The sequence below is a fragment of the Bradyrhizobium sp. USDA 10063 genome (assembly GCF_054063735.1).
This window is the reverse complement of record NZ_JBSSGP010000002.1, coordinates 8,662,490-8,689,106: the sequence shown is the minus strand read 5'-3', so window position 1 is coordinate 8,689,106 and position 26,617 is coordinate 8,662,490. Positions and strand designations below refer to the sequence as shown.

Annotated in this window: 23 protein-coding genes; 9 read left to right on the top strand and 14 right to left on the bottom strand. The window is 59.3% G+C overall.

The annotated features are described in order from the left end of the window. Positions 1–305: 305 nt before the first annotated feature. From ACVJGD_RS42620 to ACVJGD_RS42605, 4 genes are all read left to right on the top strand, one after another. Positions 306–692, top strand: a complete 387-nt coding sequence (locus ACVJGD_RS42620) for a BA14K family protein (protein ID WP_456639672.1) — start codon at positions 306–308, stop codon at positions 690–692. A gap of 220 nt (positions 693–912) precedes the next feature. Continuing rightward, positions 913–3,219: a membrane-bound PQQ-dependent dehydrogenase, glucose/quinate/shikimate family gene (locus ACVJGD_RS42615; protein WP_456639671.1), complete on the top strand. Its 2,307-nt coding sequence runs from the start codon at positions 913–915 to the stop codon at positions 3,217–3,219. A gap of 504 nt (positions 3,220–3,723) precedes the next feature. Further along, positions 3,724–5,157, top strand: coding sequence for a DUF1254 domain-containing protein (locus tag ACVJGD_RS42610; RefSeq protein WP_456639670.1), 1,434 nt, complete (start codon positions 3,724–3,726; stop codon positions 5,155–5,157). A gap of 311 nt (positions 5,158–5,468) precedes the next feature. Then, complete coding sequence (locus tag ACVJGD_RS42605) at positions 5,469–6,839, top strand: adenylate/guanylate cyclase domain-containing protein (protein WP_456639669.1); 1,371 nt, start codon at positions 5,469–5,471, stop codon at positions 6,837–6,839. Between the two features lie 112 nt (positions 6,840–6,951). On the opposite strand, the gene ACVJGD_RS42600 is transcribed toward ACVJGD_RS42605, so the two are convergent. The 4 genes from ACVJGD_RS42600 to ACVJGD_RS42585 form a co-directional block, all read right to left on the bottom strand. Beyond that, complete coding sequence (locus tag ACVJGD_RS42600) at positions 6,952–7,203, bottom strand: EthD domain-containing protein (protein ID WP_456640565.1); 252 nt, start codon at positions 7,201–7,203, stop codon at positions 6,952–6,954. A gap of 261 nt (positions 7,204–7,464) precedes the next feature. Next, entirely contained in the window at positions 7,465–8,586 is a 1,122-nt protein-coding gene (locus ACVJGD_RS42595; protein ID WP_456639668.1) for an AI-2E family transporter, read from the bottom strand. Between the two features lie 159 nt (positions 8,587–8,745). Continuing rightward, positions 8,746–9,777, bottom strand: a complete 1,032-nt coding sequence (locus ACVJGD_RS42590) for a DUF4142 domain-containing protein (protein WP_456639667.1) — start codon at positions 9,775–9,777, stop codon at positions 8,746–8,748. 544 nt (positions 9,778–10,321) lie between these two features. Next, positions 10,322–10,504, bottom strand: coding sequence for a hypothetical protein (locus ACVJGD_RS42585; protein ID WP_456639666.1), 183 nt, complete (start codon positions 10,502–10,504; stop codon positions 10,322–10,324). A gap of 490 nt (positions 10,505–10,994) precedes the next feature. Here ACVJGD_RS42585 and ACVJGD_RS42580 point away from each other — a divergent pair, with 490 nt between their 5' ends. From ACVJGD_RS42580 to ACVJGD_RS42570, 3 genes are all read left to right on the top strand, one after another. Then, entirely contained in the window at positions 10,995–11,360 is a 366-nt protein-coding gene (locus ACVJGD_RS42580) for a hypothetical protein (RefSeq protein ID WP_456639665.1), read from the top strand. A 578-nt stretch (positions 11,361–11,938) separates the two neighbouring features. Further along, the gene (locus ACVJGD_RS42575; protein ID WP_456639664.1) at positions 11,939–12,256 is read left to right on the top strand and encodes a hypothetical protein; all 318 of its coding nucleotides are present in this window, start codon (positions 11,939–11,941) and stop codon (positions 12,254–12,256) included. A gap of 310 nt (positions 12,257–12,566) precedes the next feature. Then, positions 12,567–13,127, top strand: a complete 561-nt coding sequence (locus ACVJGD_RS42570; protein ID WP_456639663.1) for a PRC-barrel domain-containing protein — start codon at positions 12,567–12,569, stop codon at positions 13,125–13,127. Positions 13,128–13,234: 107 nt separating this feature from the next. Here the strand turns inward: ACVJGD_RS42570 and ACVJGD_RS42565 are convergent, their stop codons facing one another. The 7 genes from ACVJGD_RS42565 to ACVJGD_RS42535 all read right to left on the bottom strand — a co-directional run bounded on the left by ACVJGD_RS42565 (position 13,235) and on the right by ACVJGD_RS42535 (position 21,037). Continuing rightward, complete coding sequence (locus tag ACVJGD_RS42565; RefSeq protein WP_456639662.1) at positions 13,235–13,552, bottom strand: hypothetical protein; 318 nt, start codon at positions 13,550–13,552, stop codon at positions 13,235–13,237. A gap of 63 nt (positions 13,553–13,615) precedes the next feature. Continuing rightward, positions 13,616–16,159 (bottom strand): cytochrome c oxidase subunit I, encoded by a 2,544-nt coding sequence (gene ctaD, locus ACVJGD_RS42560; protein WP_456639661.1) that lies wholly within the window; start codon positions 16,157–16,159, stop codon positions 13,616–13,618. Beyond that, positions 16,156–17,226: a sodium:calcium antiporter gene (locus ACVJGD_RS42555; protein WP_456639660.1), complete on the bottom strand. Its 1,071-nt coding sequence runs from the start codon at positions 17,224–17,226 to the stop codon at positions 16,156–16,158. The genes ctaD and ACVJGD_RS42555 overlap by 4 nt, the downstream gene beginning before the upstream one ends. Positions 17,227–17,230: 4 nt before the next feature. Beyond that, on the bottom strand, positions 17,231–18,235 hold the full coding sequence (locus ACVJGD_RS42550) for a cytochrome c oxidase subunit II (protein ID WP_456639659.1): 1,005 nt from the start codon (positions 18,233–18,235) through the stop codon (positions 17,231–17,233). Next, positions 18,232–19,389 carry a c-type cytochrome gene (locus tag ACVJGD_RS42545; RefSeq protein ID WP_456639658.1) on the bottom strand — a complete coding sequence of 386 codons (1,158 nt, stop codon included), beginning with the start codon at positions 19,387–19,389 and terminating at the stop codon, positions 18,232–18,234. The genes ACVJGD_RS42550 and ACVJGD_RS42545 overlap by 4 nt, the downstream gene beginning before the upstream one ends. Positions 19,390–19,395: 6 nt before the next feature. After that, positions 19,396–20,073 carry a cytochrome c oxidase assembly protein gene (locus ACVJGD_RS42540; protein ID WP_456639657.1) on the bottom strand — a complete coding sequence of 226 codons (678 nt, stop codon included), beginning with the start codon at positions 20,071–20,073 and terminating at the stop codon, positions 19,396–19,398. A 436-nt stretch (positions 20,074–20,509) separates the two neighbouring features. Further along, entirely contained in the window at positions 20,510–21,037 is a 528-nt protein-coding gene (locus ACVJGD_RS42535; protein ID WP_456639656.1) for a superoxide dismutase family protein, read from the bottom strand. A gap of 473 nt (positions 21,038–21,510) precedes the next feature. Between ACVJGD_RS42535 and ACVJGD_RS42530 the strand changes: the two genes are divergently transcribed. Beyond that, the gene (locus ACVJGD_RS42530) at positions 21,511–22,365 is read left to right on the top strand and encodes a formate/nitrite transporter family protein (RefSeq protein WP_456639655.1); all 855 of its coding nucleotides are present in this window, start codon (positions 21,511–21,513) and stop codon (positions 22,363–22,365) included. A 154-nt stretch (positions 22,366–22,519) separates the two neighbouring features. Here the strand turns inward: ACVJGD_RS42530 and ACVJGD_RS42525 are convergent, their stop codons facing one another. Then, positions 22,520–23,326, bottom strand: a complete 807-nt coding sequence (locus tag ACVJGD_RS42525; protein ID WP_456639654.1) for a slipin family protein — start codon at positions 23,324–23,326, stop codon at positions 22,520–22,522. Between the two features lie 10 nt (positions 23,327–23,336). Next, positions 23,337–24,680, bottom strand: coding sequence for an NfeD family protein (locus ACVJGD_RS42520; protein WP_456639653.1), 1,344 nt, complete (start codon positions 24,678–24,680; stop codon positions 23,337–23,339). 444 nt (positions 24,681–25,124) lie between these two features. Here ACVJGD_RS42520 and ACVJGD_RS42515 point away from each other — a divergent pair, with 444 nt between their 5' ends. Then, positions 25,125–25,562: a hypothetical protein gene (locus ACVJGD_RS42515; protein ID WP_456639652.1), complete on the top strand. Its 438-nt coding sequence runs from the start codon at positions 25,125–25,127 to the stop codon at positions 25,560–25,562. Positions 25,563–25,933: 371 nt separating this feature from the next. Here the strand turns inward: ACVJGD_RS42515 and ACVJGD_RS42510 are convergent, their stop codons facing one another. Further along, positions 25,934–26,413, bottom strand: coding sequence for an MgtC/SapB family protein (locus ACVJGD_RS42510; protein WP_456639651.1), 480 nt, complete (start codon positions 26,411–26,413; stop codon positions 25,934–25,936). Positions 26,414–26,617 lie beyond the last annotated feature (204 nt).

Genomic DNA, 26,617 nt, shown 5'->3' with positions numbered 1-26,617 from the left:
CGTCTCGTCAGGAAATTCCTGACGGCCTCTGCGGGCTTTCCTGATACTAATGGCGTGAATAAGTCATCGTCGAACAGATGAGTCTAGCGCAGTGTCTCCATCGTCGCGGCGTTCCCGCCCATTCTTGTCCATTCGGCTATCGTGGTGAGCCCCATCTTTGATCTTGATATCAACGAGCCGCAACAGTCGCGCGCTTGGAGCTGACCGTTCTTTTCACATCCGTACGCATCTGTACCGGCGCTGGTTGCAACCGGCTGAGCGCCTGCGAATTGGTCGCATGCAGTGAACGACAACGGAGATAGCACATGAAATTCAATCGCAGCTTGCGCATCGCGGCTATCGGCCTCGTCGCGTCCTTGTTGAGCGCCGGGGCAGGGTCGACAGCTCCGCTGACGGTGCAAACGCAAGGCGGTGTGAGAGATGCGGGCCATGTCGTGGCCGCCGGCTGGCGAGGCGGTGGCTGGCATTACGGGCGGCATTATGATGGCTGGCGATACCGGTATCAGCGGCACTATGGCTGGGGACCGGCTATCGGCGGCTTTGCAGCAGGTGCAGCGATCGGAGGAGCTATTGCCAACAGTCGCGCCCAGGCTCTGGAAAACGACGCATACTGTTCGCGGCGATTCAAATCGTATGATCCGCGGTCGGGAACATATCTGGGCTATGACGGACAGCGTCACCCCTGTCCGTAAGAGGACACGTTAGGCGGCCCAAGCGCGTTCGAGCAATACGTGAAAGGTCTCACACCGGAATCCTGACCGTTCTGCTCAGGACTACACCCACGGGCGACATGCCACCAAGGAATGAGGTGTCATCATGCTCCGAGACAAGTCTCTGGCCGATTGGGGGGCCCTCGCGTTAGGAAGTGTAATGATCGTGGCCGGCGCGGTCCTAGCGATAGGAGGGGGATGGTTGGTCGCGCTTGGCGGATCCTTTTACTATCTGCCGGCGGGCGTCGCCCTGATTGCGTCGGGCTATTTGCTCTTACGCCGCCGCGCAGAGGGGGCCTGGCTATACCTGCTGCTTTTCCTGCTCACAGTCATCTGGGCTTGGTGGGAGGTCGGAAATAACGCTTGGGCACTGGTACCCAGGACGGTAGGACCCGCCCTACTTCTGATTTGCGTTATGGCGCTTACCCCGAAGTTGCGCGCCTTTCGATACGCGTTCGAGGTTCCGGCCACGATAACTGCCGGCGTACTGCTGTTGTTGGGAACAGCATTCATCATGTTCGCGCCATCGAATGGAGCCGTGGCCGCGCAGCCGAACGTTCCTTCGCCAGACGTGAAGATGGCTGACCCATCTCTGCTGAGAACGGGCGCGGACTGGCCCGTCTATGGCGGCAGCAACAGCGCGCGGCGCTATTCCCCACTCGACCAGATCAACCACAGCAACGTCGCGAATCTCACGAAGGTCTGGACATTTCATACCGGCGACCTCCCAAATGACGATACCCGAGGCACTTACGGAGCAGAAACGACCCCGCTGAAGGTCGGCGATTTGCTCTATCTCTGCACTCCAAAGAACATTCTCATTGCGGTCGATCCACAGAGCGGGAAGCAAGAATGGCGCTATGACCCGCAGGTACCGGATGTCAATATTCCCTATACAGCGGCTTGCCGCGGCGTTGCCTATTACGCGGTACCTGACGCGAAGGCCTCCGAGCTCTGCGCGACGCGGATCATTGAGGGCACACTCGACGCGCGCGTTATCGCGGTCGATGCCAAGACCGGTCAACCTTGCCCTTCCTTCGGGTACGGCGGGCAGGTCGATACGACCATCGGCATCGGTGAACATGATCCAGGCATGTTTTCGATCACGTCGGCTCCGACCGTCGTACGTGGGGTCATCGTCGTAGGGCATCAGGTGCTCGATGGACAGAAGCGTGATGCGCCTTCAGGAGTGATTCAGGGCTACGACGCCGTCAGCGGCGCGCTGCGCTGGGCGTGGGATATGGCCAAACCCGACATGAGCGTCCCTCCTCCAGTCGGCGAGACATATACGCGCGGAACGCCCAACATGTGGACCACGGCGTCCGGCGACGAACAACTCGGATTGGTTTATCTTCCGCTCGGCGTGTCGGCGGTCGATTACTGGAGCAGCAGCCGCTCGGAAATCGAGAAGGAGTTCGCGACGTCCCTCGTCGCGCTTAATGTCACAACCGGCAAACCGGTGTGGCACTTTCAGACCGTTCATAACGACGTCTGGGACTACGATCTCGGATCGCAGGCGTCGCTGGTCGACTTTCCACTCACAGATGGCACGTCTGTCCCTGCGCTCGTTCTGCCAAGCAAGCGCGGCGACATCTTTGTGCTCGATCGCCGCACCGGTAAGCCCCTCATCGGAATCGTAGAGAGGCCAGTGCCGCAGGGCGGAGTCGAACCCGAGCAACGCGCCAAGACCCAACCATTTTCGCTTTACCATACGCTTCGCCAGGCTGACCTGACCGAGCGTGACATGTGGGGCATGTCGCCGATCGATCAGATGGTGTGTCGGATACAATTTCGGCTTGCGAACTATCGCGGCATCTTTACCCCGCCAACCACCGAGCCGCACTGGATCCAGTACCCCGGCTATAATGGCGGATCCGACTGGGGCGGTATTGCTGTCGACCCCACTCGCGGTGTGCTGATCGCCAACTACAATGACATGCCGAACTACAACCGGCTGGTGCCGCGAGACGAGGCTAATCGAAGAGGTTGGACGCCGCGCGACCAGGCGCGGGGAGAAATCGGCGGACCCGAGGGGGCTGGGGATCCGCAAATCGGCGCACCCTATGCCATTAATGTGAATGCGGGCTGGCGTTTGCCGGGGACTGGTCTGCTTTGCAAGCAGCCGCCATATGGTGGCATCCGTGCCATCGACCTGAAAAGCGGCAAGACGCTGTGGGATCGCCCACTCGGACAAGCCCGCACGAATGGTCCGTTCGGAATTCCATCCATGTTGCCCATTCGGATCGGCACTCCCAACAACGGCGGGGCGGTGGTCACCGCCGGAGGCTTGATCTTTATCGCTGCAACAACAGACAATCTGATCCGGGCTATTGATATCGAAAGCGGAAAGACCGTCTGGAGCGACACGCTTCCGGCCGGGGGCCAAGCGACGCCGATGACCTACGAAGTGAACGGCCGTCAATACGTCGTGGTGATGGCGGGCGGGCACCACTTCATGGAGACGCCCGTCGGCGATTCGCTCGTGGCATATGCACTAAGCTCACGCTGAGCGTTCCACGATTGGCAGGAAAAGGCAGGTCGCGGCGTCGACTCTGGTGGAGTTGGATTCGCGTGTATGCGAGCGAAGACCGTATTGATCTCGAGAGCCGGCATAGCAGGACACGAGGGCGTATTGCGCTTATTGGCGATGCCGCCTTTTGTTAGCAAGCCAGCTATGCTTGGCTAGCCGCCTGTCACCACGTAACCCAACAGCGATGCTCCGCCCCGGCATCGGTTGGAAATGCTGGCTGGAGCTTCAAATGCGGTCGAGAGACTCCCATCAGAGCTCTCTCTGCAGCGATGTGTTGCAGCTGATATTCGACAAGGTGCGATGTTCGCGCATCACCGCTATCCTGTCGGCCTGATATGACTCGTCGGACAATGCCTTTTAATACAGCTTCGCACCAACTTTCATCAATGACCCAGCTCCATGAGTTACGGGCACCGGCACTATATGAATGTTCCGTGCTGCTCGCGCAGCTTTGCTAGCGAAACGACCTGCGGGAGGCCTCCTATGTTCACCAGACGTGAGCTTTTTCACACTGCTGCGTTGGCTGCAATCGTATCCACCTGCAAGTCTGCACCAGCATTGGCACAGACGGAGCGCTACGGCTTTCTCGCGACAAGGGCGGCCGCCCAGGCAGGGTTCGTCTATGGTCTGCCTATCGTGATGAGCTACGCCATGATGTACGAGTGCGCAGTCGACCGTCGCTCGGGGCAATTCAAGGCGCCTTTCAATCGGATGAAGAATGAAGACCGCGTTTTTACCTATAGGAACACGGCTGTCGTTCTGCCCAATAACGATACAGCTTGCTCGCTGGTCTGGATGGACCTGCGGGCTGAGCCGATCGTCCTCTCCGTTCCTGCGGTTAGCACCGAGCGCTATTACTCGATCATGCTGCGCGATGGCAACTTCTACAACTACGGCTACATAGGATCCCGTACCACCGGTAACCAAGCTGGCGATTACATGGTTGTTGGGCCTGGCTGGAACGGCGAAATCCCATCCGCCATCAAGAAGGTATTCCGCTCGAGCACCCAATTTTCAATTGCATTCTACCGTACACAGCTCTTTAGCCCGAATGATATCGAGAATGTCAGGAAAGTCCAAGCCGGATACAGATTGGAGATGCTTTCCAAGAACAGGCAACAACCTGCACCCCCACCCGCCCCGACCATCAAGTTTCAGTGGATCAGAAAGAAGCACTTGAGGAAGAACTTCTTTCAGCACCTGGCATTTTCTTTGCAGTTTGCGCCAAGTCAATTCATCGAGGCAGACGCTCACGCAAACCTTGCGAGATTGGGCGTCGGGCCAGGTACGACGTTCGACTTCTGGGATCTCTCGCTGAAAGAAAAGCTCGCGATCACCTTGGGAATTCGAGCAGGTGACCGCAAAATCGATCGAGCTGTCGCCGATGCGAACGTTGTTGTGAACGGATGGCGTATTGCTGCGCATTTCGGCGATAGCGCCTTCTACGACGGCGATTGGCTGCTGCGTGCTGCCGCAGCAAAGACCGATTTTTACGGCAACGACCCCGCAGAGGCGGTTTTTCTGTTTACTCAAGTCGACGAGGATGGGGAGCCATTGGACGGCAGCAAACATGATTACACGCTAACTTTTTTGGAGGACCGGTTGCCGCCGGTGAACGCGTTTTGGTCCCTGACCATGTATGACAGCAAATCCGGGCTACTGATCAGAAATTCGATCAATCGCTACCTGATCAATTCTTCAATGCTCCCGACGATGAAGACAAATGCGAATGAAGCGCTAACGATCTTCATCCAGCACACATCACCAGCCGCTGATAGAAAGGCCAACTGGCTGCCTGCTGCAGACGGACCGATGCTATTGGCGCTGCGCCTGTACTGGCCGAAAACCGAACCGCCTTCGATTCTGCCGATCGGCAAGGGAATGTGGCAGCCACCCGGCGTGAAACGCGTTTCATAGAGTATCCGTCGTGGGAAGCCGAGCGGAACTCCTGGCCCGCGCAGATCGGGGCGATCAAGGCCTATGTACTCGAAGCTGGCCTTCTAGTTCTGAGGAGGCGGGCCAACACGATATCCCGGTCCATTCGAGCGGCGGCCCGATTTCTGCACGACTTGGGGTCAGGCTGCCAGCTGTGCATGCAAAATTCGGGCGAGAAGCGAGGCTGAGCCTGCGACGAAATCAGGCCTCTGCCAAGGCACAAGGAAGGCGTACACCATTGGTGTTCGCAGCCCCGGGGCGGACGCAGTGCTAGCCTGAGATCAAGGGAACGCATGAAGCAATCCGAGGGAGGTATTCGACAGCCCACTACGCATTATGCCAAGAGCGGCGACGTCTACGTTGCCTACCGGGTCTTCGGCGAGGGCCGCGACCTCGTGATGGCGCCAGGATTCGTCTCTCACATCGAAAACTACTGGGACGAGCCGCGCTTTGCCCGCTGGCTCAGCAAACTAGGCAGTTTTTGTCGCGTCATCCTGTTCGATAAACGGGGCACCGGCTTGTCGGACCGTGTTGCGAACCTGCCCGCCATGGACGAGCGAATGGATGACGTGCGCGCTGTCATGGATGCTGTCGGCATCGAGCGCGCGGTCCAGTTCGGCATATCCGAAGGCGGCTCGCTCGCGGCACTCTTCGCCGCCAGTCATCCTGAGAGGACCCACTCGCTCATTCTCTATGGAGCATTTGCGCGTTTCCTCCACTGGATAGCGAACGACGAAGGTTTCGACGCTCTGATCAGCTACATCGACGAACACTGGGGCAGCGGCGCGAGTCTGCCAAGCTTCGCCCCCTCCAAGTCCGATGACACGGCGCTGCAGCACTGGTGGGGAAAGTTCGAGCGGCTCGGCGCCAGCCCGTCTGCCGCAATAGCGCTGATGCGCATGAATCGTGAGATCGACATTTCCGGAATTCTTCATTCCATTCAAGTTCCGACGCTGGTTCTCCACCTGACGGACGATACCTTGATCAGCATCGAAGGCGGGCGCGAGTTGGCGGCCGGCATCCCCCATGCGCGGCTGGCTGAGCATCCAGGAACGGACCACCTTCTCTTCCTCGATGCCGGCGACTGGATCCTCGCGGAGATGCAGGAATTCCTGACGGGGTCACGGTCGTCAACTGTCACCGATCGCGTGCTCGCCACCGTCGTGATTACCGACATTGTCGGTTCGACGGAGCGCGCAGGCTCGCGAGGCGATCTCGCTTGGAGCAGCATCCTTGAAGCCCACAACAAGACGGTACGTCAGGAGCTTTCAAACTTCCGGGGGATGGAAGTTAAGACGCTTGGCGACGGTTTTATGGCCACTTTCGATGGTCCTGCACGGGCGATTCATTGCGCCTGCGCAATTCGCAATTCGTTGCGGCGGTTGGATGTGCCGGTGCGCATCGGCGTGCACACAGGCGAGGTTGAGCTGACCGATGGCGACCTGCGCGGGATCGCCGTGCATATCGCTTCGCGCGTCGCCGATCTCGGTTGCGCCGATGACGTCCTCGTTTCGCGCACCGTGAAGGACCTGGTCGCGGGCTCTGACATCAGGTTCGAGAATTTTGGCGCTTGTTCCCTGAAAGGCATTCCGGACGAATGGCAGATCTTTCGCGCCGTCGAGAGATGGTCTCCGCGCAATCGGAGCCGCCCGCCCCTCGCTTAGCCGACCCGATCCGGTCGGCGCAGCCAGCGGGCCCAGCAGCCCTCCTGAACGGCTTGCCAGACCAGAAATCACGCGACGATCTTCTCCTCAACGAGGACCAGGCCGGTCCGGCTCATGTCCAGAACGTTCCCGGCGTCTCGGCGGCCGCCGCCATCTCCGGCGAGTTCAAGGCATTCGTCATGGCCTCGTCCCTGTTAAACCAAAGCTCGCCGACACCATCACACGGTGACTGACCAGGAGGGCCAATGACGTGATTTGGACCCACCTCGATAGACCCGGACCCCTGATAACGTGTGGACGGGACCGTTGCAGTATCGGAGGAATTCGCGTGTGTTACCTCTTGCCGCCTCCGCAGAATGAACATGACTTTGCAATTTTCGCTCCCCTGTGGGCTGCTTCTGTCATTGATGCGCGATGCGAAAAAATCAGGCTCAGAGCCTACCGAACTTCGGCTTTCAGCGTCGATATTGCGCAACAGCTCGGCTGTGGAGCCGACAAGTCTCCTTTTTCGGCAACATTCGCGCTCACTGCCGTCCTGAAAGCCCGGATTGACTCACCGCTACGCCCACTGTGCTGAGAGAGTCCTGCTCTCAAGCGAAGTTACGTTGGCTTTGATGGGGACCGTTCACCGGCGCCGTACCGCTTCGCCGACCACGTTGACCTTTTCGCCGATGACCCCGCGCACCCACAGCTTCTGTACGAGCACCATCACCGTTACGGTCAGGGGTGCCGCCAGGATGATCCCGAGCCAGCCAAACAGAGCACCAAGCGCAACCAGAGAGAACAGCAGTAGCGCGGGTGGAAGAGCCACGACCTGCCGCTGGATCAGAGGCGTTCCTATGTAGCCCTCGATCTGCTGGATGAGGACGATAGCAGCGGTCGCCCAGGCAACCGTTCCAATGTCGATCGTAAACGCAAATAGTACCGCCGGCATCGAACCAAGTATCGGCCCCACAATCGGGACAAAGTTCGTGACGCCGGCAATGGCACCCAACCCGAGGGGAATAGGTAGCCCGATGAGCCAAAAGGCAAGCGCCGACATGGTGCCGACCAGTAGCATCGACAAAGACTGGCCGACGAACCATAGGCGCAGTGCGGAAGCCACTGTGCCCATAGTCTCAACTATGCGCTCCTGCATAGCGATCGGGAAGAGCTTTGCAAAGCCATCGCGGTACAGCAAAGGATTCGCCGTCAAATATATCGCGCCGATCACGACCAGCAGCAACTGTCCCACCCCACCAAGCAGTGCGTATCCGGCTGTAGCCGCTTGCGAGAAGTGACGCACGCCGCTCTGTGTCAGTGCCTGGGTCGCGCGATCCGCGGCATTCGATATGCCCATCCACTCGCCGGCGGCATCGATCGCACCGGGCGCGCGCTCGAACACGTTTATCAGCTGCGTCGTAAGGCGGGCACCGAACAGCACCAGAAACCCGACCGCTAGAAGGGCAAAGCCCACAATGACCGCGGCAAGGGCCCAGCGTCGCGTCAGAGAGGCATGACGCATCAAGGCGTCAGCAAGACCGCTTAACAGCGTGGCAACAAGAATCGAGGCGAAGACCAGCAGCAGTATGAATGTCAGCTGCCAGATCAACACCACAAGGCCGACCACCGCAGCGACCTGCAGGAGGCGACGAAAGAACAGCCAGTCGAGATTCTGCGGGCCCAGGGGATTGTCCTTTTCTATCGCGCGTTCTGTTTGATAACGCACGAAAGCAGCAAACCGACCAAAGAGGGTGCTGTCCCGCACCTCTTGCAACAAGCGGCATAAAGGTTGGACGTAGCAGGAGCGAGCTGGGTCGTCAGGTGACGAATCACTGCAGACCTGAGGCACCGCGGGGCAACCTAATCCCAAGGTGGCCCCACGGGCGAGAGTTGCGATCACCTATGGCCCGCGCACCTGGGTTCCCTATTTGCTTCCCGTCTTGAAGCTGGGCGCTTGTTCGAGTTCCTGCTTTGTCATATCGCGCAAGTAGATGCGCTGTGGCTCGAGAGGCCCGCCGGAGGGCTGATTCTGCCGGTCCTGGCTTGCCATGCCTGTTGTAGAGCCACGCGATTCACGGATATCAATCTTGGAGAACGGGATTGCGACGTTCTTTTCGCCAATTCCAAGAAAGCCGCCAACCCCTACAACCACTGCAGCCACTCGGCCATCAGTCGTTAGCACGATGTCATTGATTTCGCCGACATTCGAATCATTGGAACCGTACACGGTGGTACCACGCAGCTTCGATCCGAGCATGTGGTTCGCACCCGGTTGCGCGATGATAGCGTTCGCCTGTCCGCCTTGTGCCTCGCTCGCGGATTCGGCTCGACGTTGATCGGCCGGCTTTCGTTGCGCTTGCACCGCGCCAGCCTTGTCGCGCATTGTCTCCTGCGCAATCTGCGGATTGTCCGGCAGGTCCTGGGCCAGACGCAAGTGTTCCTTCAATGTCGGTAATGTAGATTCGGCGAACTGGCGCAGGCGCGCATTGTCGCCCCGAGCGGCAAAATCCTGATAGAGCTTGATGGCATCCTGATGCGCCTGGATCTGCTGCGACTTAAATTGCGGCGCCAACTCAGTGGCTGACGCGGATCGCAATTGATCGATCATCTTCTTGTGCTTGTCGTCAAGGTCCGTCGGAAGCTCCAGGCCAGTCACGGGCTGTGTGATCGACTTGAGCTCATCAGTTGATTTGGTGTGATCATCGACAATTCTCTTTCCGAAATCTTGAAACTCCCGATTGTGCACTTTGTCGAGCACTAACCTGCTCGATTGAATTTCATACATGTTCCCAACTGCAGCATGTTCGACGAAATCCTTTGTCGCCGCGCTGACACGTACTTCCGATGCGCTTTCGACTTTGGACTGCGGTTGTTTGGACTCCTGTTGCGCGGGGGCTTGAGCGTACGCTGGTACAATCAGCGTGGTCGCTGCGAGTGCTATCCAAACTCGGTTCATCGACGACTCCTCTTCGATTGCTCTGTGGACGTTCCCCAAAGCAATGCAATGCTAACAGCCCCGTTCCTGCGTGTTGTCTGCGATCACACGTCGCAGATGGATTCGCCACATCTTCGTTCCGCGCTATCGAACCATCTCCGGCCGACAGCGAGGCGACGCGAACCCCTGTCAGCAGCAGGTCGTACCTTTACTGCGCGACAAGTGCGCCACTTAGACGTCAACCAAAGGTCAGACGTTCATGCCAGGGTGGCTACTCGTGGTCGGCCCGATCACCAGCCTCGAGCTGACAAGGCGCCACCTCCCCATCCAGCCACGCCTGTTGCCTCGCTAAGGCGTTCCAGGCCCGTGCCATGCGTCGAAAGCGCTTTCGAGCTGGAAGACTGGTCGCCTCCTCCGACAATAGCTCACAATTCTGCGCGTTGATGCGGAATCGCTCAGATTGATTCATGCGGGTCACATAAGAAGAAGGCCAAACTCGTCCACTCCGCTCATGTCCAATTCGAACGCGGACACGCCTGAGACATTCTCGGCACAAGAGATCGCGTCAATGCATCGCCGAAAACACAAACTCAGCAGCACCGAACCCAAACAAGGCAAGAATGATGGCGGGGTAAGTAGCCCGTGCCGCTCCAGAACGGAGAAATCGCGGGCTGTTGCCATCGCTATCCGGCATTCCGAGATAGACAAGACCTAGCGCCGCAATAATCAGTCCTAGTCCAAAAGCCATATCCATCATCCTTTGAACGAGCCACGCCCAATCTCTGCCGTCGTCCGTGCAGCGCACTCGGTGTCGAGGTCGTCGATGCCAGCACCGGTCTTCTGGGCGAGCTGTGGCAGCTATCCGTTCTTGATGTCGAACGAATAGGAACACCGAGTCTTACCGCCTCTGGGGGCTCGACTTGCCCGTTGAGACGTCCCGTGCCCTGATCGCCCAACTTCAGAAAATTAACTTCCTCAACAGTGTTTTGGGAGTGCGTACCGACGGGTGCTTACGATTCCTGGCACGCTATCGTACGGAATGCAGACGCCATTTGGATCTTGATCCGCGGTGCGATGCATTCTCAAGACTGCGCAGGTCAATGGAGATCGGGATCAATCTGCTGCGCGTCACCGGAACACCTCGTGATATCCGACGCGGTGGAGACGGCCCGTCGGTTGACTATAGGACTTGATCGCTTTGCCCAGAAGGGCTGATTGGCTGCTTTGGAGTTAGCTGCATGCCAGAAGCATCGGAAAGAACCACACGAGAAGTCTTTGAAGATCACCTGAAACTACGCGCAGGAGCCAAGCTCGAGGAGGACCTGCAACACAACTACGCGCCGGGTATCGTGCTGTTGTGCAAATTTGCGGTGCTCCGGGGACACGATGCAATTCGTACCTCAGCCAAGCGCCTTGGCCTTCAGCTTCCCAACGCTTCGTTTACGTTCACCACAACAAAAGTGGCTGACGAGTACGCGTTTCTGGCCTGGAGAGCAGAATCGGAGCGCTACAAGGTCGAAGACGGCTTCGACAGCTTCGTGATCCGCAGTGGGAAGATCATCATGCAGACGATCAGCTATAAGCTCATTCGACCATCTTACTGATCGGGCGCATCGGAGCGCCGGTCGTGCTTACCCTTGATGTGTCCCGAAGCTGCATCAGGGCGCAACGACGAAGCGACTCACGTGCGGCGCGCAGGTGTCCACTGCTCGACCCGCTCAAAACTCATTGACCGTCTGCACGGGGATGGTGGTCTGCGCATCAAATCGAATGAGATCTCCCAATCGCAAGCTTCGATCTGACCAGCACTCAAGGTGCGCCAGAAGCGATTACCGCGATCAACCTGGCGATTGCTCGCCGTGGCTCGGCGAGAACGCAAAGGCATTACGGAGAGAGCCTGTTTTGGAAGGCGATCGACGGACGCTAGTCGTGTTCTTGGCGGGAGCACCACGTTGGTCCGCTAGCGTGCCAAGCGTTCGTTGCATCTGCACAGTGTGATGTACGGTCGCGCGACCATGCGTCTCCTTGAGTGCGCATTGCCTTGCTTCGTGCGCCATTCAGTCGCAACGAACGACGCACGCCAGAAGAAACAGGCGCGCAAGATTCTGGTTGGGTCGACAAGGGCGAGCGAAGCCAATGAAAGGAGATACAGATGTACGGACGACTCGCAGCAGCCGCAATAATGTCGATCGCTTTCTCGCAGGCGAGCTACGCTCAGGACAAGACCGCCGCATCCGACGCCAAAAATGCGACAGACGGCCAGAGCGCGCAAGCAGGTTCGCAGAGCCTGCCACAGCAGATCCGCAACAAGCTCAAGGACCAGGGATTCACAGACGTGCAGGTGGTGCCTGGCTCGTTCCTGGTAAGCGCGAAGGACAAGGATGGAGATCCGGTCACAATGATCCTGGGGCCGCACTCAATGACCGTGTTCACCATGGTCTCTTCCGACGACAGCGGACGGCAGCAAACGTCGGGAAGCGAAAAGGGATCCAGCAAATAGACGGAAGCCGCGGCCGCCCCGGCGAGCATCGGTCGCTCCCACAGCCAAGCTCGGGCGAGCATGCCACCGGGACAGTAGCGAATTCTGTGTCTGATTGAAGCTCGACTCGAGCATGGCTAGGAGGGAACTCATGATTATACGTAGTCTCGTTCTCGCTTCCACAGTAGTTCTCCTCGCTGGAACGGCGGTAGTCGGCGCAGCCCAGAATCAGCCAGTCGGCGCGCCAGAATTAAGTCAGGAGCAGCGACAGAGGATCCAGATCGTCCCGCTATCGGCGGAGAAGTTGTATCGGGGTTGGCGGGCATCACGAGTGCTGGGCAAACGGATCACGTCAGCAGCCGGCAATAATCTCGGCACGGTACGCAATCTGATCCTCGGCAAGGACGGACAGATCACGGCGGTTATAGTTGAGGGCGATCCAAGCACGCCGCTGCGCGAGTTCATGTTCCGCATTCCATGGCAGCACGTGGAGGCCGCTAAACTGCCTGGCCGGCTGATCGCCGATATCAACCCGGCGGGTCACCCGCTGTACGGCATCTTCGGCAACGACGGTCAACAGTTTCCGGAAGAGTTTGCCGTAACAGAGGTCACCGGCGACTATGCGCGCCTACAGGCGGGCCAAGGCTACGGCTACGTCTCGGATGCCGTGTTCACACGTGCCGGTGATCTGATAGCCGTTTTGATCACCCGAGACTCCAAGGCCGGTGGCGGAACCTACGCGTTCGGCTTCCCCGAACATCCCGTGGAGCGGTGGAACGCAGGTGCCACCTACTATGGCCTGCCCTATGCGACGGCGGAGCACGCTGATGCAGCGGCAATCCGTGTCGATTTGACACGCTTCCGCAGCGACGGTGACACCGGAGCAGGATGACGCGGCGCAGTCTACCGCAGGCGATCCTGCTGAGTTCCGCTCAGGCACGCTGGCGATGCTCGGAGGAATGCTTCCGCTCCTGCAAAGGGACTCTCCATAGCCTTTTGTCAGCGCAAGGCGACGCACGGCGTCACAAACAAAGCTGTCGCGCCAGCCCAAGCGATGCCGATCGCGGACAGCACCGCCAACAGACTCATGACACTCGCCTGGAAGGAGGATGCGGCAGTCTCAGCGCCACCCCTGCGCAACTTGAGCCATGCCGCGCCCGCGCCGGACATCAGAACAATGAGCGCTACGCCGGTGGCGATCATGATCACAGCAGTGGCAGTATCGGCGGCAATTCCACGCGCGCAGAGAAGGGCATGCGCGCCGTAGATCGCCGTCAGGTGCAGCGCCCAGACGGCTGGCCCAACCAACAGAAACATGATCTGCTTCGTGAGAGCCTCAGGCCGACGCGACTCTTCTCGGGATCCGTCTCCATGCATTCGTCACCCGATCAATCGGGGAAATCCGTGGACAAGCAGCAGCCCTACGATGCTCTGCGCGGCCGTGTAGTAGATTAGCAGCGCCGTGCTCTCGAAGCTCGCGCGGCGCTGCGCATGCAGCAGGCCGCTGAAATAGCGCGCCATCGTGAAAGCTACCATGATTGCTATCGCGAAGGCCAATTGCCCGGTGAGCGCACTTGCCATGTAGACCATGGCCGCGTACGCATTGCCGGTTGGACGGAGGCCCGATAGCCAATGACCGGCAATCTCGACGACGACTGCCATAACCACGCACGCCGCACCTGCAAAAAGTCCGACGGGCACTCCGAAATTCCGCAATCCCGGGGCGGGCAGCCGTTGATCCACCAGCATCACCGCAGCGACGGCAACCGCCAGCAGAGCGCTGGAAATTGCGGGCCAGCCGGGTGACGGAAGCGACGGCGAGCCCTCCGATGCCCACACGTGCGGGGACACGGTCCATAGATAGAGATACGAAAAGACGTAGGCGATATAGAGCGAGCCGGCGACCAGCATCAACACGACCATCGCCCACCATGAATGGGAGCTCGGACCCGTCATGTATACCGGAAGCCGGATGCTGGCGCAGATCTCCACCGGTCCGCGCCCGGGCCCCGGATCGAGCTCCCATACCCAAATGAGGCAGCACGCAATCGCCAGCATACCGCAGATCAGCGCCGGAACGACCAGCTTGACGGTCAGCAACAAAAAAAACGCCGCCGTGAACACGGCGGCTAGAAAGTGCATCCAACTCGGACCGGGCATCTGAATGATGTATTGAGGCTCCGCTTCGATAGCCGACGTCACGATAGTTTCTCGCCTCCCCGTGGGGGCATTGGGCAGATAGTGAAGTCCGGCCTCGATCTCGTCGGGCAGGTCCGGGCGGTCCCACAGCGGCTCGCGACTCGTGACATGCGGAATGCTGCGCGTCGAGTAGACGTCGCTCGGCAGCCATTCGAGCGTGCCTGCCTGCCAGGGATTGGCCTTCTTCCGCTCGCCCGGACGAAAGTGTAACGCGAGATCAACAACGAAGAGCAAGACGCCTGCCGCGAGTACGAAGGCTCCGGCTGTGGAGATCATGTTGAGTGTGTCCCAGCCCATGTCGCTCGGATAGGTCCATACCCGCCGCGGCATTCCCATCAGACCTGTGATGTGCATTGGAAAGAACGCAACATTGAAGCCTGTGAACATCAGCCAGAAAACGAAGCGCCCAAGCCTCTCCGAAAGAATGGTGCGGCTGACCATCGGTATCCAATAGTAGAAGGTGGCAAACAGCGGAAACACCATCCCGCCGACGAGCACGTAGTGGAAATGGGCGACCACGAAATAAGTGTCGTGAACCTGGAAATCGAACGGAACGACGGCAACCATGACTCCAGTGAGACCGCCGACAGTGAAGATGAACAGAAAGCCGAGGACAAAGAGCGATGCCGTTGTTATCCGGAATCGTTCCTTGCCGGCGGCAATGGTTGCGATCCAGGCGAACACCTGGATGCCCGATGGAATGGCCACAGCCATGCTTGCGGCGGAGAAGAAGCTGAGGCTTAGCGCCGGGATTCCGGTGGTGAACATGTGATGGACCCACAGGCCAAAGCTGAAGAAGCCGGTGGCAATCAGAGCAACCACGATCAGCTCGTAACCGATGAGCCGCGTTCGAGCCATCGCCGGTATGATCATCGACACGAGCCCGGCTGCCGGAAGGAAGATGATATAGACTTCCGGATGACCGAAGAACCAGAAGAGGTGCTGCCACAGCAAGGGGTCTCCGCCCTTCGCGGCGGTAAAAAACGGCCAGCCGAACGACCGCTCGATCTCGAGCAACATCGTCGCGAGAATGACGGCGGGAAAGGCGAAGATGATCATGCCGGCGAAAATCAGCATCGACCACGCGAAAATCGGCATCTTGTCGAGCGACATGCCAGGCGGACGGGTCCGCAGGATGCCGACCACGATTTCGACTGCGCCGGCAATCGCCGAGATCTCGATAAAGCCAATTCCCAGCAGCCAGAAATCGGCATTGTCGCCTGGCGAATATTCCGTGAGCGTCAGAGGAGGATACATGAACCATCCGCCGTTTGGAGCGAGGTCGTAGAATATGGTTGAAAAGAAGACGAGCCCGCCGATGATGTACGCCCAGATCGCGAATGCGCTCAGGCGCGGGAACGGCAGGTCGCGCGCTGCCAACATCTGCGGCAGCAACAGCACGCCGAGGGCCTCGATCGCCGGAACAGCAAACAGAAACATCATCGTCGTGCCGTGCACGGTGAAGAGCTGATTGTACAGCTCCTGGCTCACCAGCCGGGTATCGCCGACTGCAAGCTGAGCGCGCATGACGAGCGCCAGGATACCGGCAAGCAGGAAGAACAGAAACGCCGCGCCGATATAGATCAACCCCACGACCGTGTTGTTGACTGCCGTCAACATGCGCCAGCCTCGCGGCGTGGCCCAGATTTGCTTGAGCTCGTCGATTTCTCCGTCCGGCCGTGGTCCCGGATTGGACAAGAACTGATTGGCCGCGATCTTGATCATGATGCAGTCCGCAGGCTGTAAAGCAGGACCAGACCCCCGCAATAGACCAGCAGGACCGCGACTGAATCAACTCCCATGCGTAGTACTGTCCGGTCGCGACGTTCTGCCAGCCCGGCGATGAAGAGCGAGGTCACTGCTATCCCCAACATGGCGCCCACCGCAGCAAACGGACCGACACGGTTGAGGACGGGCTCGCCCGAAGCTGCCGCATCGATCACAAAGAGCAATCCCACGTCGAACAGGTTGGTTCCGAGAATATCGGATATCGCCATGGTGTAGTGCCCAAGGCGAGCAGCCGATAGTACCGTGCTCACCTCGGGCAGCGACGTCGAGATCGCAACCAACACGGCACCGACAAAACTGGAGCCCAGGCCTGTCTGTTCCGCGATGGCCTCTGCAGTGCGCGAGATGAGAAAGCCAGCCACGAGTATGATGCCGGCGGCAAATAGCGTCTTGCTGAGGACGACAGGCAGCGCGGCTTGCCTCGTCGAATCGCGATCGGCTTTCGGTTGGCCGCCGGGCTTCCCGTCCAACTCCTGGGCCGGCGCCGTTTTGGTGGGCTGCCAGGGACGGCGTCCCTCCGATTCTCCAAGTTTGCGAAAACTGAAGATCGCGAGCGCCGCAATCGCCCAGACCCAGAGACCGACCCCGAGCAATGGAACGTCGCCGACCAGGATCGCAACCGGCACGATGCAGAGCAGCACAATGTTGAGGGCACCTTGCAACAAGACGATGGGATCCGGCACCACGGCTGTCAGAGCGCGACGTCCGATGGCGAAATCGGCAACGGCAAGAATGGCGACCTGCATGGTAACGCCGCCGAGAATATTGTTTACCGCAAGCGTTGCATTGCCTGAAAGCGCCGAGCTGACGCTCACGGCCATTTCCGGAAGTGAGGTGATGCCGCCGAGAAGGAGAAGACCGAGCAGCGCATGACCGAGACCAGTATGACTGCTGATCACGTCCGCATATCTGGACAGCCTCGTACCCGCGGCCCAGACGAAACAAGCTGCGACCGAGAAGATCGCAAAATTCGTGAACAAACTTAGTTCAGTGAAGTCGACCATGCGCTCATTTCAGCTCTGCGAGATAGGAAGAGAGCCAGGTCAGCTCCTTCTCCGTGAAAATGCCGAAGGGCGGCATTCGATTCTGTGGCTTTACGTGTTGGTTGTCGGTTATCCAGCGCGCGATCGCGGCGGCGTCGTTCGATAGCGCCCCCGCCGCAAGCGACATCCGGCTACCGACATGGGTCAGGTCAGGGCCGATTGTACCCACAGCCGAGGTGCCGCGGATTGTATGGCAGCTGCCGCAGCCATGCGACAGCAACAGCAACTGGCCTGCCCGCTGGTCGGCATCCACCGGCGCTCTGGCTGGCGCTGCCTGACGATCGAGCCAGCTCTCAAACTCAGCCTTGGGCAATGCTACGACGTAGAACGACATGAACGCATGCGCCCCGCCACAATACTCGGCGCATTGACCGCGGCTCACCCCCGGCGTGGTGGCGGCCAAGTTAAGAACGGTCTTCCGCCCCGGAATCATATCGAGCTTGCCGGCGAGTTTCGGTACCCACAAGCTGTGGATCACGTCGGCCGACGAGAGCTCGATCTCGACCGGCCGTCCGACCGGTATGCGGAGTTCGTTAGCGCTTTCCACGCGACGTCCGGCATCGGCATAGATCACGCGCCACCACCACTGCTCGCCGATAACGGATATTCGGAGAGGCTCGCCAATGACAGCAGGGTTCGATGCCGCGCGGGTCGCCACGAGGCTGTAGCCGAGCACAGCGGTGAGAGTTGCGATTGGGAACACGATTCCGCCGCCGATAATCAGCTTCTCCGTGGCAAGCCAGGCGCGCGCGCCGCTCGCAAACAGCGCCATAGTTACAAGCGCGATAACTGCAAGCAGTATGATCCCGCCACCGATAGCCAGTACCGAGAACAGCAGAAGCACCCTTTCTGCCTCCGGCCCCTGCGGGGCAAGACTGGATTGCACGCCATCACAGGCGGCAAGCACGCACGCGGCGGCGCCGGCGGGCACGAGATTTAAATGTCGGGCAGCGCCGAATGCGGCGATCATGGCGGCGCCTCCAATCGATTGCGAGTGCTGCTGTCGTTCGTGGTCGCTTCGACGTCTGCGCTTTCGAGGAACGCCGCGACATCCTCGATCTGCTGCTCGCTTAGACGCCGCGCAATCGCAGCCATGATGGCGCCATGAGCCGTGCGATTCCGCAATCCGCGTTGCCAGAGCCGCAACTGCTCTGTGATGTAAGGTGCGTGTTGACCGACAAGCCTAGGAAAGCTTGCAGCGGCGCCGGTATGACAAGCAAGGCAAGGGGGAATGCCTTCGGACGGTATTCCGGCCGTCGCGATCGACTTTCCGCGCGCAATCTGCTCCGGCGCCGGTCTGGCGTGAGGCGCTACCCGGGATGCAGCCAGACCTGCATAATATTCAGCCAGCTTTGCAACCGCACCATCTCCAAGCTCAGCTGTAACAGGCTGCATAATTCCACTGACCCGCCAGCCGTTTGCGTATTGGCGCAAAGCAGCCTCGAGATAGACGGCCGATTGCCCGGAAAGCACCGGTACGAGACGGCTTGATGGGGGCTGGGACTCGTTGCCATGACACCGCACACAGACCGAGATAGCCTTTGTGCCGCTCCCGAATTTAGCAAGCTCGCTTCCGGCTCGATCCTCGCCGGGTGCGGCCACGCGCGCTAACTTTCGGTACTCGTCAGCGCGCATTCCCGGCAGCGCTCGCAGGAATGCAACCATCGCCCACACCTCGTCCTCCCGCTCGAGGGCAACCCATGATGGCATGCCGGTATATTTGATGCCGTTTTTGACGATCCAAAACAGCTCTGCGTCGGACCAGCTGGAGGCCGCTTGTGAGAGCGACGGAGGCGGCGGCAGCATGCGCTCGACGGTCGGATTGCTCGGCTCGCCTGGCGATCCATGACAGGGTGCGCATCCACCGTCGAAATGCCCGGCTCCGAGGCTAACCATGTCGGGTCGATCGAGCGGAGGCGCCCTAATGAGAACGCTATGAGTGGCTACGGAGCGACGCATCGCAAAGTCCAGCGTCCAGCGCATCAGGGCGAAATGTCCACGACTCGCCGCGACACTGTACAGCCCCGAGGCCACGCCGAGAGCTGCGATCACAGCGAGCGTGAGCAAAGTGCCGCCGATCCAAAAAGCTGCAAGTTTGAGATGCCACAGTCTCCCGTCCGCCATGTTGGTTCAACCCGGGTTGCATCCGGCCGGTCGCGGATCCGAACTTTCGCCGTCGGCGGCCAATGCTCGCAACCATCGCGCCGCAAGCGCGGTTGCCGCCAGCACGTAGCTGAGCGGGCATGCAATCAGCATGAGCAGCCCAGCCACTTGCTGATCGGCCAGAGAGGAGAGACCTTCGTGCGAAACGCCCGAATGAAAGCCGCTCCGATAGAGCTCGCGCGGCGCGAACACAAGCAGCACTCCGAGAAGGCAAAAGAGCTTGCCTGTGATCAGCAGCGCGAAAATAGAGCGCCAAAGCTGCTGACGGCTTTGTGCAAACAACGTCCACCAGAACCACAGTGACGTCACAAAAAGGAAGGTTTGAACAAGCACGTGCGCGGCGGGAACGGCCATTGTGATGTTCAAGATGGCTGGCGCGTGCGCTGCCCATAATGCAGCGACCTGAGCGATCGATGCAACTGCGATTGGTTGAACAGACGGAACGCCGCTTGCCGTACGGCTAGCCGCCTGCATGCTCAACGCCAGCAGTGGAGCCAGCACGTTCATAAGCAGGATATGTCGGCTCATGTGGCCGGTCAGCGGACCGAGCGTCGCAAGAGGGCTCGCCTCGATGGCGATGAAAAGCGGCGGGCCCATTCCTGCTAGCGCAATGGCGAGCAGACGATGGTGTCCCTTGCGATCCATCGAACCACTGACGTCCTGCCAGGATCTTTCGCGCGGGGCCAAGGGCATAGCTCGCACTCGATGCCTTTCTCACCTGACCCTTGCTCCCGTGGGGCCAGCCCACCGCATACGACGGATACATGGCGGTATCGCGGGACAAGGACGCCTAGAGCACGGACCTCCGCCATTCAATCCTGGTCGCCGTCGGAATCGATCCACACGCGAGGCCGCCGGCTCCATCCACTTGCTCGAGAATCTGGCCTCATAATGCTTCGGCTGCCTGTTGGAGTCACTCCCACTCGCAGCTCGGTGCTGCCCCAACGGAATGGCACCACGAAGGTTCCCCATCTTGGACATGGCAGCTACCGATACCCGTTCGATTGGTTCGCGAGCGTACCCGTAACCGTCTGCAAGCGTGCAATGCACGCCCCGACTGGCGCAGCACCTACTGTCTCTGTTATCGCTGAACGACGGCGCATGCGATCCGATCGCCCGCCTGGCCGGACGGCTGACTGTGATAGTCGTCACCCTTTGCATGAATGACGAGTGCTGATCCGTCTTCATCGAGGAGCGACGCTTCGCCCTCGTCGAGGGTCACATAAGGATTGATCAAATCGGCCTTGAGACGCCCATCCCACTCAACGTATTGGTTAGGCATATCCCCGGCGTGGGGACCATCTGCGCTTCGAAATCCGTGTTTCTTGCCGCGTGGCGCGAAATGATCGCCCGCAGGTTTGAACTGAGTGGACGGGTCGCATCGCCCCACCTCATGGATGTGGAACGCATGCTCGCCTGGCGGTACGCCGCCCACGTCAGCCTGAACCAGAACGCCATTGGGCGTTTGCATCAGCACTGCTGTCCCAATCTTGTCCCCTTTCGAACCGATGAACGTCGCCTTTGCAGTAGTTGCGGCGCTTACATTTTGGACCATCGCGAGCATCGCGCAGACTGCAACTGTCCCCGTACCGGCTAGCCAGGATGTCATGACCTACTCCTTTCGAGTTGAAATTGCTGACGCGTTCCCGATTCGACCCGTAGCGTCTGGCGCAGTGCGTATACCTGCGGAGGACCTCACGTCCCCCATCTGCGATTGTGTAGGCAAGACCGACCGCTCCGTGCAACATGAAGCGCCCAGGCGATTGCCGCTCAGAGATCAGCGGTTAAACTCAGCGGCCATCAACCGTTCCACCGCGTATGACGGATTTCGTGCGCGCTGGCGGAGGGAGGTCTGTTGGGACGAAGTGAAGTAATGTTGGAGGTTGGACTCCTTCTCCGCCATTGGTGGTCCTCACGGTGGGCCCACAGAGTTGCGGCGGTCTCAGATGCGAAGACCTCTAAGCGCGACAACCCGCAGACATCTAAGCGGAAGGAGTACGCCGCGACTCCGCTAGGACGGCTTGTCTTGGGCGCCATCGCGACCGAGTACGGTCGCACATCCATTCTTGAGGAGGACGAACGATGGTTGATTCTCGCCCGCCGCGCCGATCGCAAAGCGCAAGAGATGGCTCCAACGATCACATCAGGCGGCGTGAAATCGAGGATATTGAGGAACGATCGAGTCCGCGCACGCCCGTCATCTATGAAATCGTGCGCAAGCACGGCGAGGAGGAAATGGTGCGGCCGATCACATCCCTGTGGTGGTCGGGGGTAGCAGCGGGTCTATCAATCAGCTTTTCGCTGCTCGCCCAAGCGCTGTTGCAGATGCATTTGCCGGATGAGACGTGGCGGCCTCTCGTCAGCAGCTTTGGCTACTCTGTCGGCTTTCTGATGGTTGTGCTGGCACGTCAGCAGCTTTTTACCGAAAACACAATCACGGTCGTGCTCCCGGTGATGGCGGAGTTGACCTTTGTAAACGCAGCTCGATTGGTTCGAATGTGGGGGATCGTTCTTGTGGCGAATATAACCGGAACTCTGTTCGCCGCTGGCTTTTGCACGTTTACACCCGTAATCGCACCGGAGCTGCGCGCGGATATGATCGACATTAGCCGCCATATGATGGAAAACGACTGGAGCGAGATGTTTTTCAAGGCCATCTCCGCCGGCTTCCTGATCGCGGCCATGGTGTGGCTGATACCAAGCGCAAATGGCGCGCAGTTCCATGTCATCACCCTGATGACCTACTTGATCGCCCTCGGCGGTTTCACCCATATCGTTGCGGGCAGCGTAGAGGCCTTTCTGCTCGTAACAAATGGTCAATTGGGAGTTTGGACGATGATCACCGATTTCACAGTGCCGGTCCTGCTCGGCAACGCTATCGGTGGCACTGCCCTGTTCGCCCTGATTTCATACGCACAGATCATGAAAGAGATTTAGGGTCACGCATGCCGACACGCTTGCTCGCGCCGCACCTTCCATCTGCCAACACTCAGTTAGCCTGCAACTTGTCGGCTCCGATGTCGCTCTCAAGAAAGCGCCACCGTGTCTACCTTGAACCACCGGTTGCTACCCACGACAAGTGTGATCACCGTCATGCGGCTTCCGCTCGTGGCCGGCGAGCCGCCGTGTCACGCTGACCTCGCGACTGTGTGACAAGGTTCTGCAGAAAGTCCGGCAGGGGAAACACAATTGTTGAATTGTTTTCACCTGCGATGTCCTGCAGTGTTGAGAGGTATCTTAGCTGCATGGCCTCCGGCCTTGTCGCGAGCATGTCTCCGGCCTCGACAAGCTTCGCCGCGGCCTGCTGTTCTCCTTCAGCACCTATAATCCTGGCGCGGCGGTACCGCTCGGCCTCTGCCTGGCGCGCAATCGCGCGCACCATGCTCTCATCAATGTCTACGTGCTTGATTTCAACGTTGGCGACTTTGATGCCCCATCCATCGGTCTGGTTGTCTAGAATTCCTTGGATATCACGATTCAGTCTATCCCGTTCCGCCAACATCTCGTCGAGCTCGTGTTTGCCAAGAACTGATCGAAGCGTTGTTTGGGCAAGTTGACTCGTCGCGGCCATGAAGTTTTCGACTTGAATAACTGCCTTGTCGGCGTCAATCACCCTGAAATAGATCACGGCATTCACCTTGACGGAGACGTTATCGCGAGAGATTACATCCTGGCTTGGAACGTCGAGCACGAGGGTACGAAGATCGACTCGGACAAGCTGCTGGACGATCGGTATCAAGATGATGAGGCCTGGACCCTTCACGCCGGAGAAGCGGCCAAAGGTAAAGACGACGGCGCGCTCATACTCCCGTAGAATGCGGATCGCAGACAAGAGAACCGCCAAGATGACGGCCACGACCACCGCATAGGGCAGGATATCTGCTAGGAATGTAGGCATGGCATACTCCTTAAGGCTTTGACGTAATGTTCGATTCGGGCTCGATAAACACGGTGAGATTTCGTCGTTCCACGACGCGCACGCGCTGACCGGGGCTGAGCTGAGCGGCCGATCTCGCGCGCCAACGCTCGCCGCTCACCTCGACATCCCCTTCCCCGTTCGCCCAGGACAAGACCTGTCCGGTGCTGCCAAGCAGAGCCGCGTCGCCGGTCGTGACGGTACGTCGATGTGCTCGCCAGACCGCAGACAGCGCAATCACCAGAAATCCCGCGCTGGCCGCTGTGGCCGTGGCGACGACCGGCCATGATAGATGGAAGCCGGGTCCTGCGCCACGGAACAAAAACAACGAGCCAACTGCGAACGCGGCGATGCCTCCCAACCCAAGCACACCAAAGGAGGGAAGAAATGCCTCTGCGATCATGAGCGCGATGCCGAGCAGCAACAAGCCGGCACCGGCGTAGTTGATCGGCAGAAGATTCAATGCATACAGCCCGACCAACAGGGCGATTCCGCCGATCACACCCGGAAATACCGCGCCCGGACTGATGAACTCGAACAGCAATCCGTAGAGTCCGATCAGCATCAGAATGTACGCGATGTTTGGATCGGTAATCGTCTCGAGAAAACGGATCCGCCAATTCGCCTTGATCGGCGTGATAGTCATTCCGCTGGTGTCGAGCCTTTGCTCTTCATCCTTGACTCGCACAGACCGGCCATTAGCCTGCGCCAGCAGATCAGATACATCCGGCGCAATGATCTCGATCACGCGCTCCGCACGCGCATTAGAGGCTGTGAGAGTCGCTGCTTGCCGGACCGCTTTCTCGGCCCAATCGGCATTCCGCCCTCGAAGTTCCGCCAGTCCGCGGATGTATGCGACCGCGTCATTGATGGCCTTCGCCTCGGCGGCGGATGGTGATGGGTTCTCACCTTCTTTCCCGTCCTCTCGGCGTCCCAATCCGCCGCCCAGCTGGACAGGCGTGGCTGCCCCGAGGTGCGTGCTGGGAGCCATCGCGGCGAGATGGCTTGCATAGACGATATAGGTGCCAGCACTGGCAGCCCGTGCGCCGCTTGGACTTACGTAAGCGATTATGGGGATAGGCGATTCGAGTATTTCTCCGATGACGTCACGCATGGCCAAAGCCAGACCTCCCGGTGTGTTTAGTCGGAGGACGATAAGCCCTGCGTTGCGTTCACGTGCCTCCTTAAAACCGTCGCGAATGTACTCGGTTGTCGCCGGCCCTATCGCCCTCTCGATCTCCAGGAGGGCAGCGCTCTTTGTGGCCTGCGCAAAAACCGGGGACGGCAAGAACGCCAGGACTGCTACGACAATGAGACTGGAGGCGAGTTGCAGCATCTACTTGTCCAGCCCCGCGGCTCGGCCTGATCTAGAGCGGCGGCCTATACACGATCACCAAGCTCATACATGGTCACCAAATGGTCAACGCACGAGCCGCCGGATCGGATGCGTGGGAGCGTCGATATGTCCGACGAGCTCTGGCGGCTGCGGGTCTACCGGCCTCAGTGCTCATCCCGAATCAGAAAGCCCGCCGTTGTGCTCTGGGGATACCAGCCGAGCCATGCAGGTTCTTAGCCGGCGTTCTCTTGCCCAGCGGCCGCCCTCCGCTTGGGGCTAAGTTGGACGTGACAGTGCGTACACTAGCGGACGATCTATCCGCACAAGGCTAGACCTTTCTTTAGCGATCGGAGTTATGCTGCCGAGAGGTTACGTGTCTGTCGATAGAAGAGGCATCAAGAAACAGACGAGGACCGATCCAGTAGCGAGGGAGGTCAAAAGCATATGGCTGGCTACCAATCACTGCAGCAGCGTTGGAGAGAGTATCGCCCTTCAAAAGCAGCCCTATTCTGGAGCTGCGTGGCCTCTGTACTCGTCGCGCTGGTCATTGGTTTCACGTGGGGCGGCTGGGTGACCGGAGCGACGTCGAGGCAGATGGTCGGCAAAGCCGTTCAAGATGCACGCGCTGAACTGGCGGCAAACGTTTGCGTTCAGCGTTTCGTCGACGCCTCCGATGCGCGCGCTCAGCTCGCGGCACTAAAGAAAACGGATTCTTGGCGGCGTGATGATTTCATCGAAGAGGGAGGCTGGGCCACGTTGCCTGGCTTGGACAAGCCGGTCACCGCCGCTGCAGAACGCTGCGCTGAGCGTCTCGCGGCGATGGAGCTCCCTCCAGAGAACAAAGAGTTGCAGCCTCGCGAGAAGCGCACTTCCATTCAGTAGGCCCGCAGCAGAGATTCACTCTGGCATGCTGGTGGAATGAGTTTGCCCCGCATGTCGTTTGATCAGCAATGCGACTCGGCAGCGCCAGCATGTACCAGCAGGTTGCATCCTGCAGAGCTTGATCCGGTCACGCGAAGCCGGCGTTCATTGTCTCATCTCGCGAGGGCTCGGGACCGGCGCAGATGGTTCTCCCTCTAAGCTACTTCATCGAAAACCCACTCCAAAAAGCCGGAGCAGGGAGAGTTCGGCCATCATCGGCGCAGTTACCTTCAATGTCGACTATTCGACGGAGGTGCCGGCGATACGCTCGAAGCCGAACGACATCGTCGCCGCGAATCCGAGGTGGGACCGCCGCATCGTGAATCTTCAGTTTACCGACGCTCGTCATCACTCCTTGTTCTGGGGACAAAGCGCTCCAGCACGCGCATGGCCGTCACAACCAGTACTCCAATTGCCGTGGTTATCACCGCAAGACGATACTGCCCCGCGCCGGCCGCGATGCCTACGCCAGTGGTGAGCCACACATTCGCCGCCGTAGTGAGATTCTGAACGGTTCCGCGACTGACAAAGATTGCTCCTGCTGCGATGAATCCTATTGCCTGGGCGAGACCTTGGATTACGCGCAAAGGATCGGCGTCTCCGCCGTGCGCCCTGACGTTTCCGTAAAGATCCAAGGCGGATATCGTGATCACTGATGCACTGGTGCAGACTAACGCATGAGTGCGCAGCCCCGCAGAAATTCTGCGCAGTTCGCGATCAAGTCCTAGGATCAAGCCTAGCAGCAGTGCGACGCCGAGGCGAAGGGCGATTTGGCTGGTCGTGAACGTGGAGTCTTGCAGAACCTGTTCCATCAGACACCGCGCTCCGCGGAGGGCTCGCTGATGCGCCAAGTTCGCCTGATATGATGCATGTGCTTCTCACGTATGCGCTGTCGCGGCGCAAAGATCGACTTGCGGCGCACTACACATCCTATGCCTATTTCGGCAGCTGCTTTCCTCGTCAGGCTTTCTACAAGGACATACCAGTTTGAGCGCATCATCAACTCATCTCTGTGG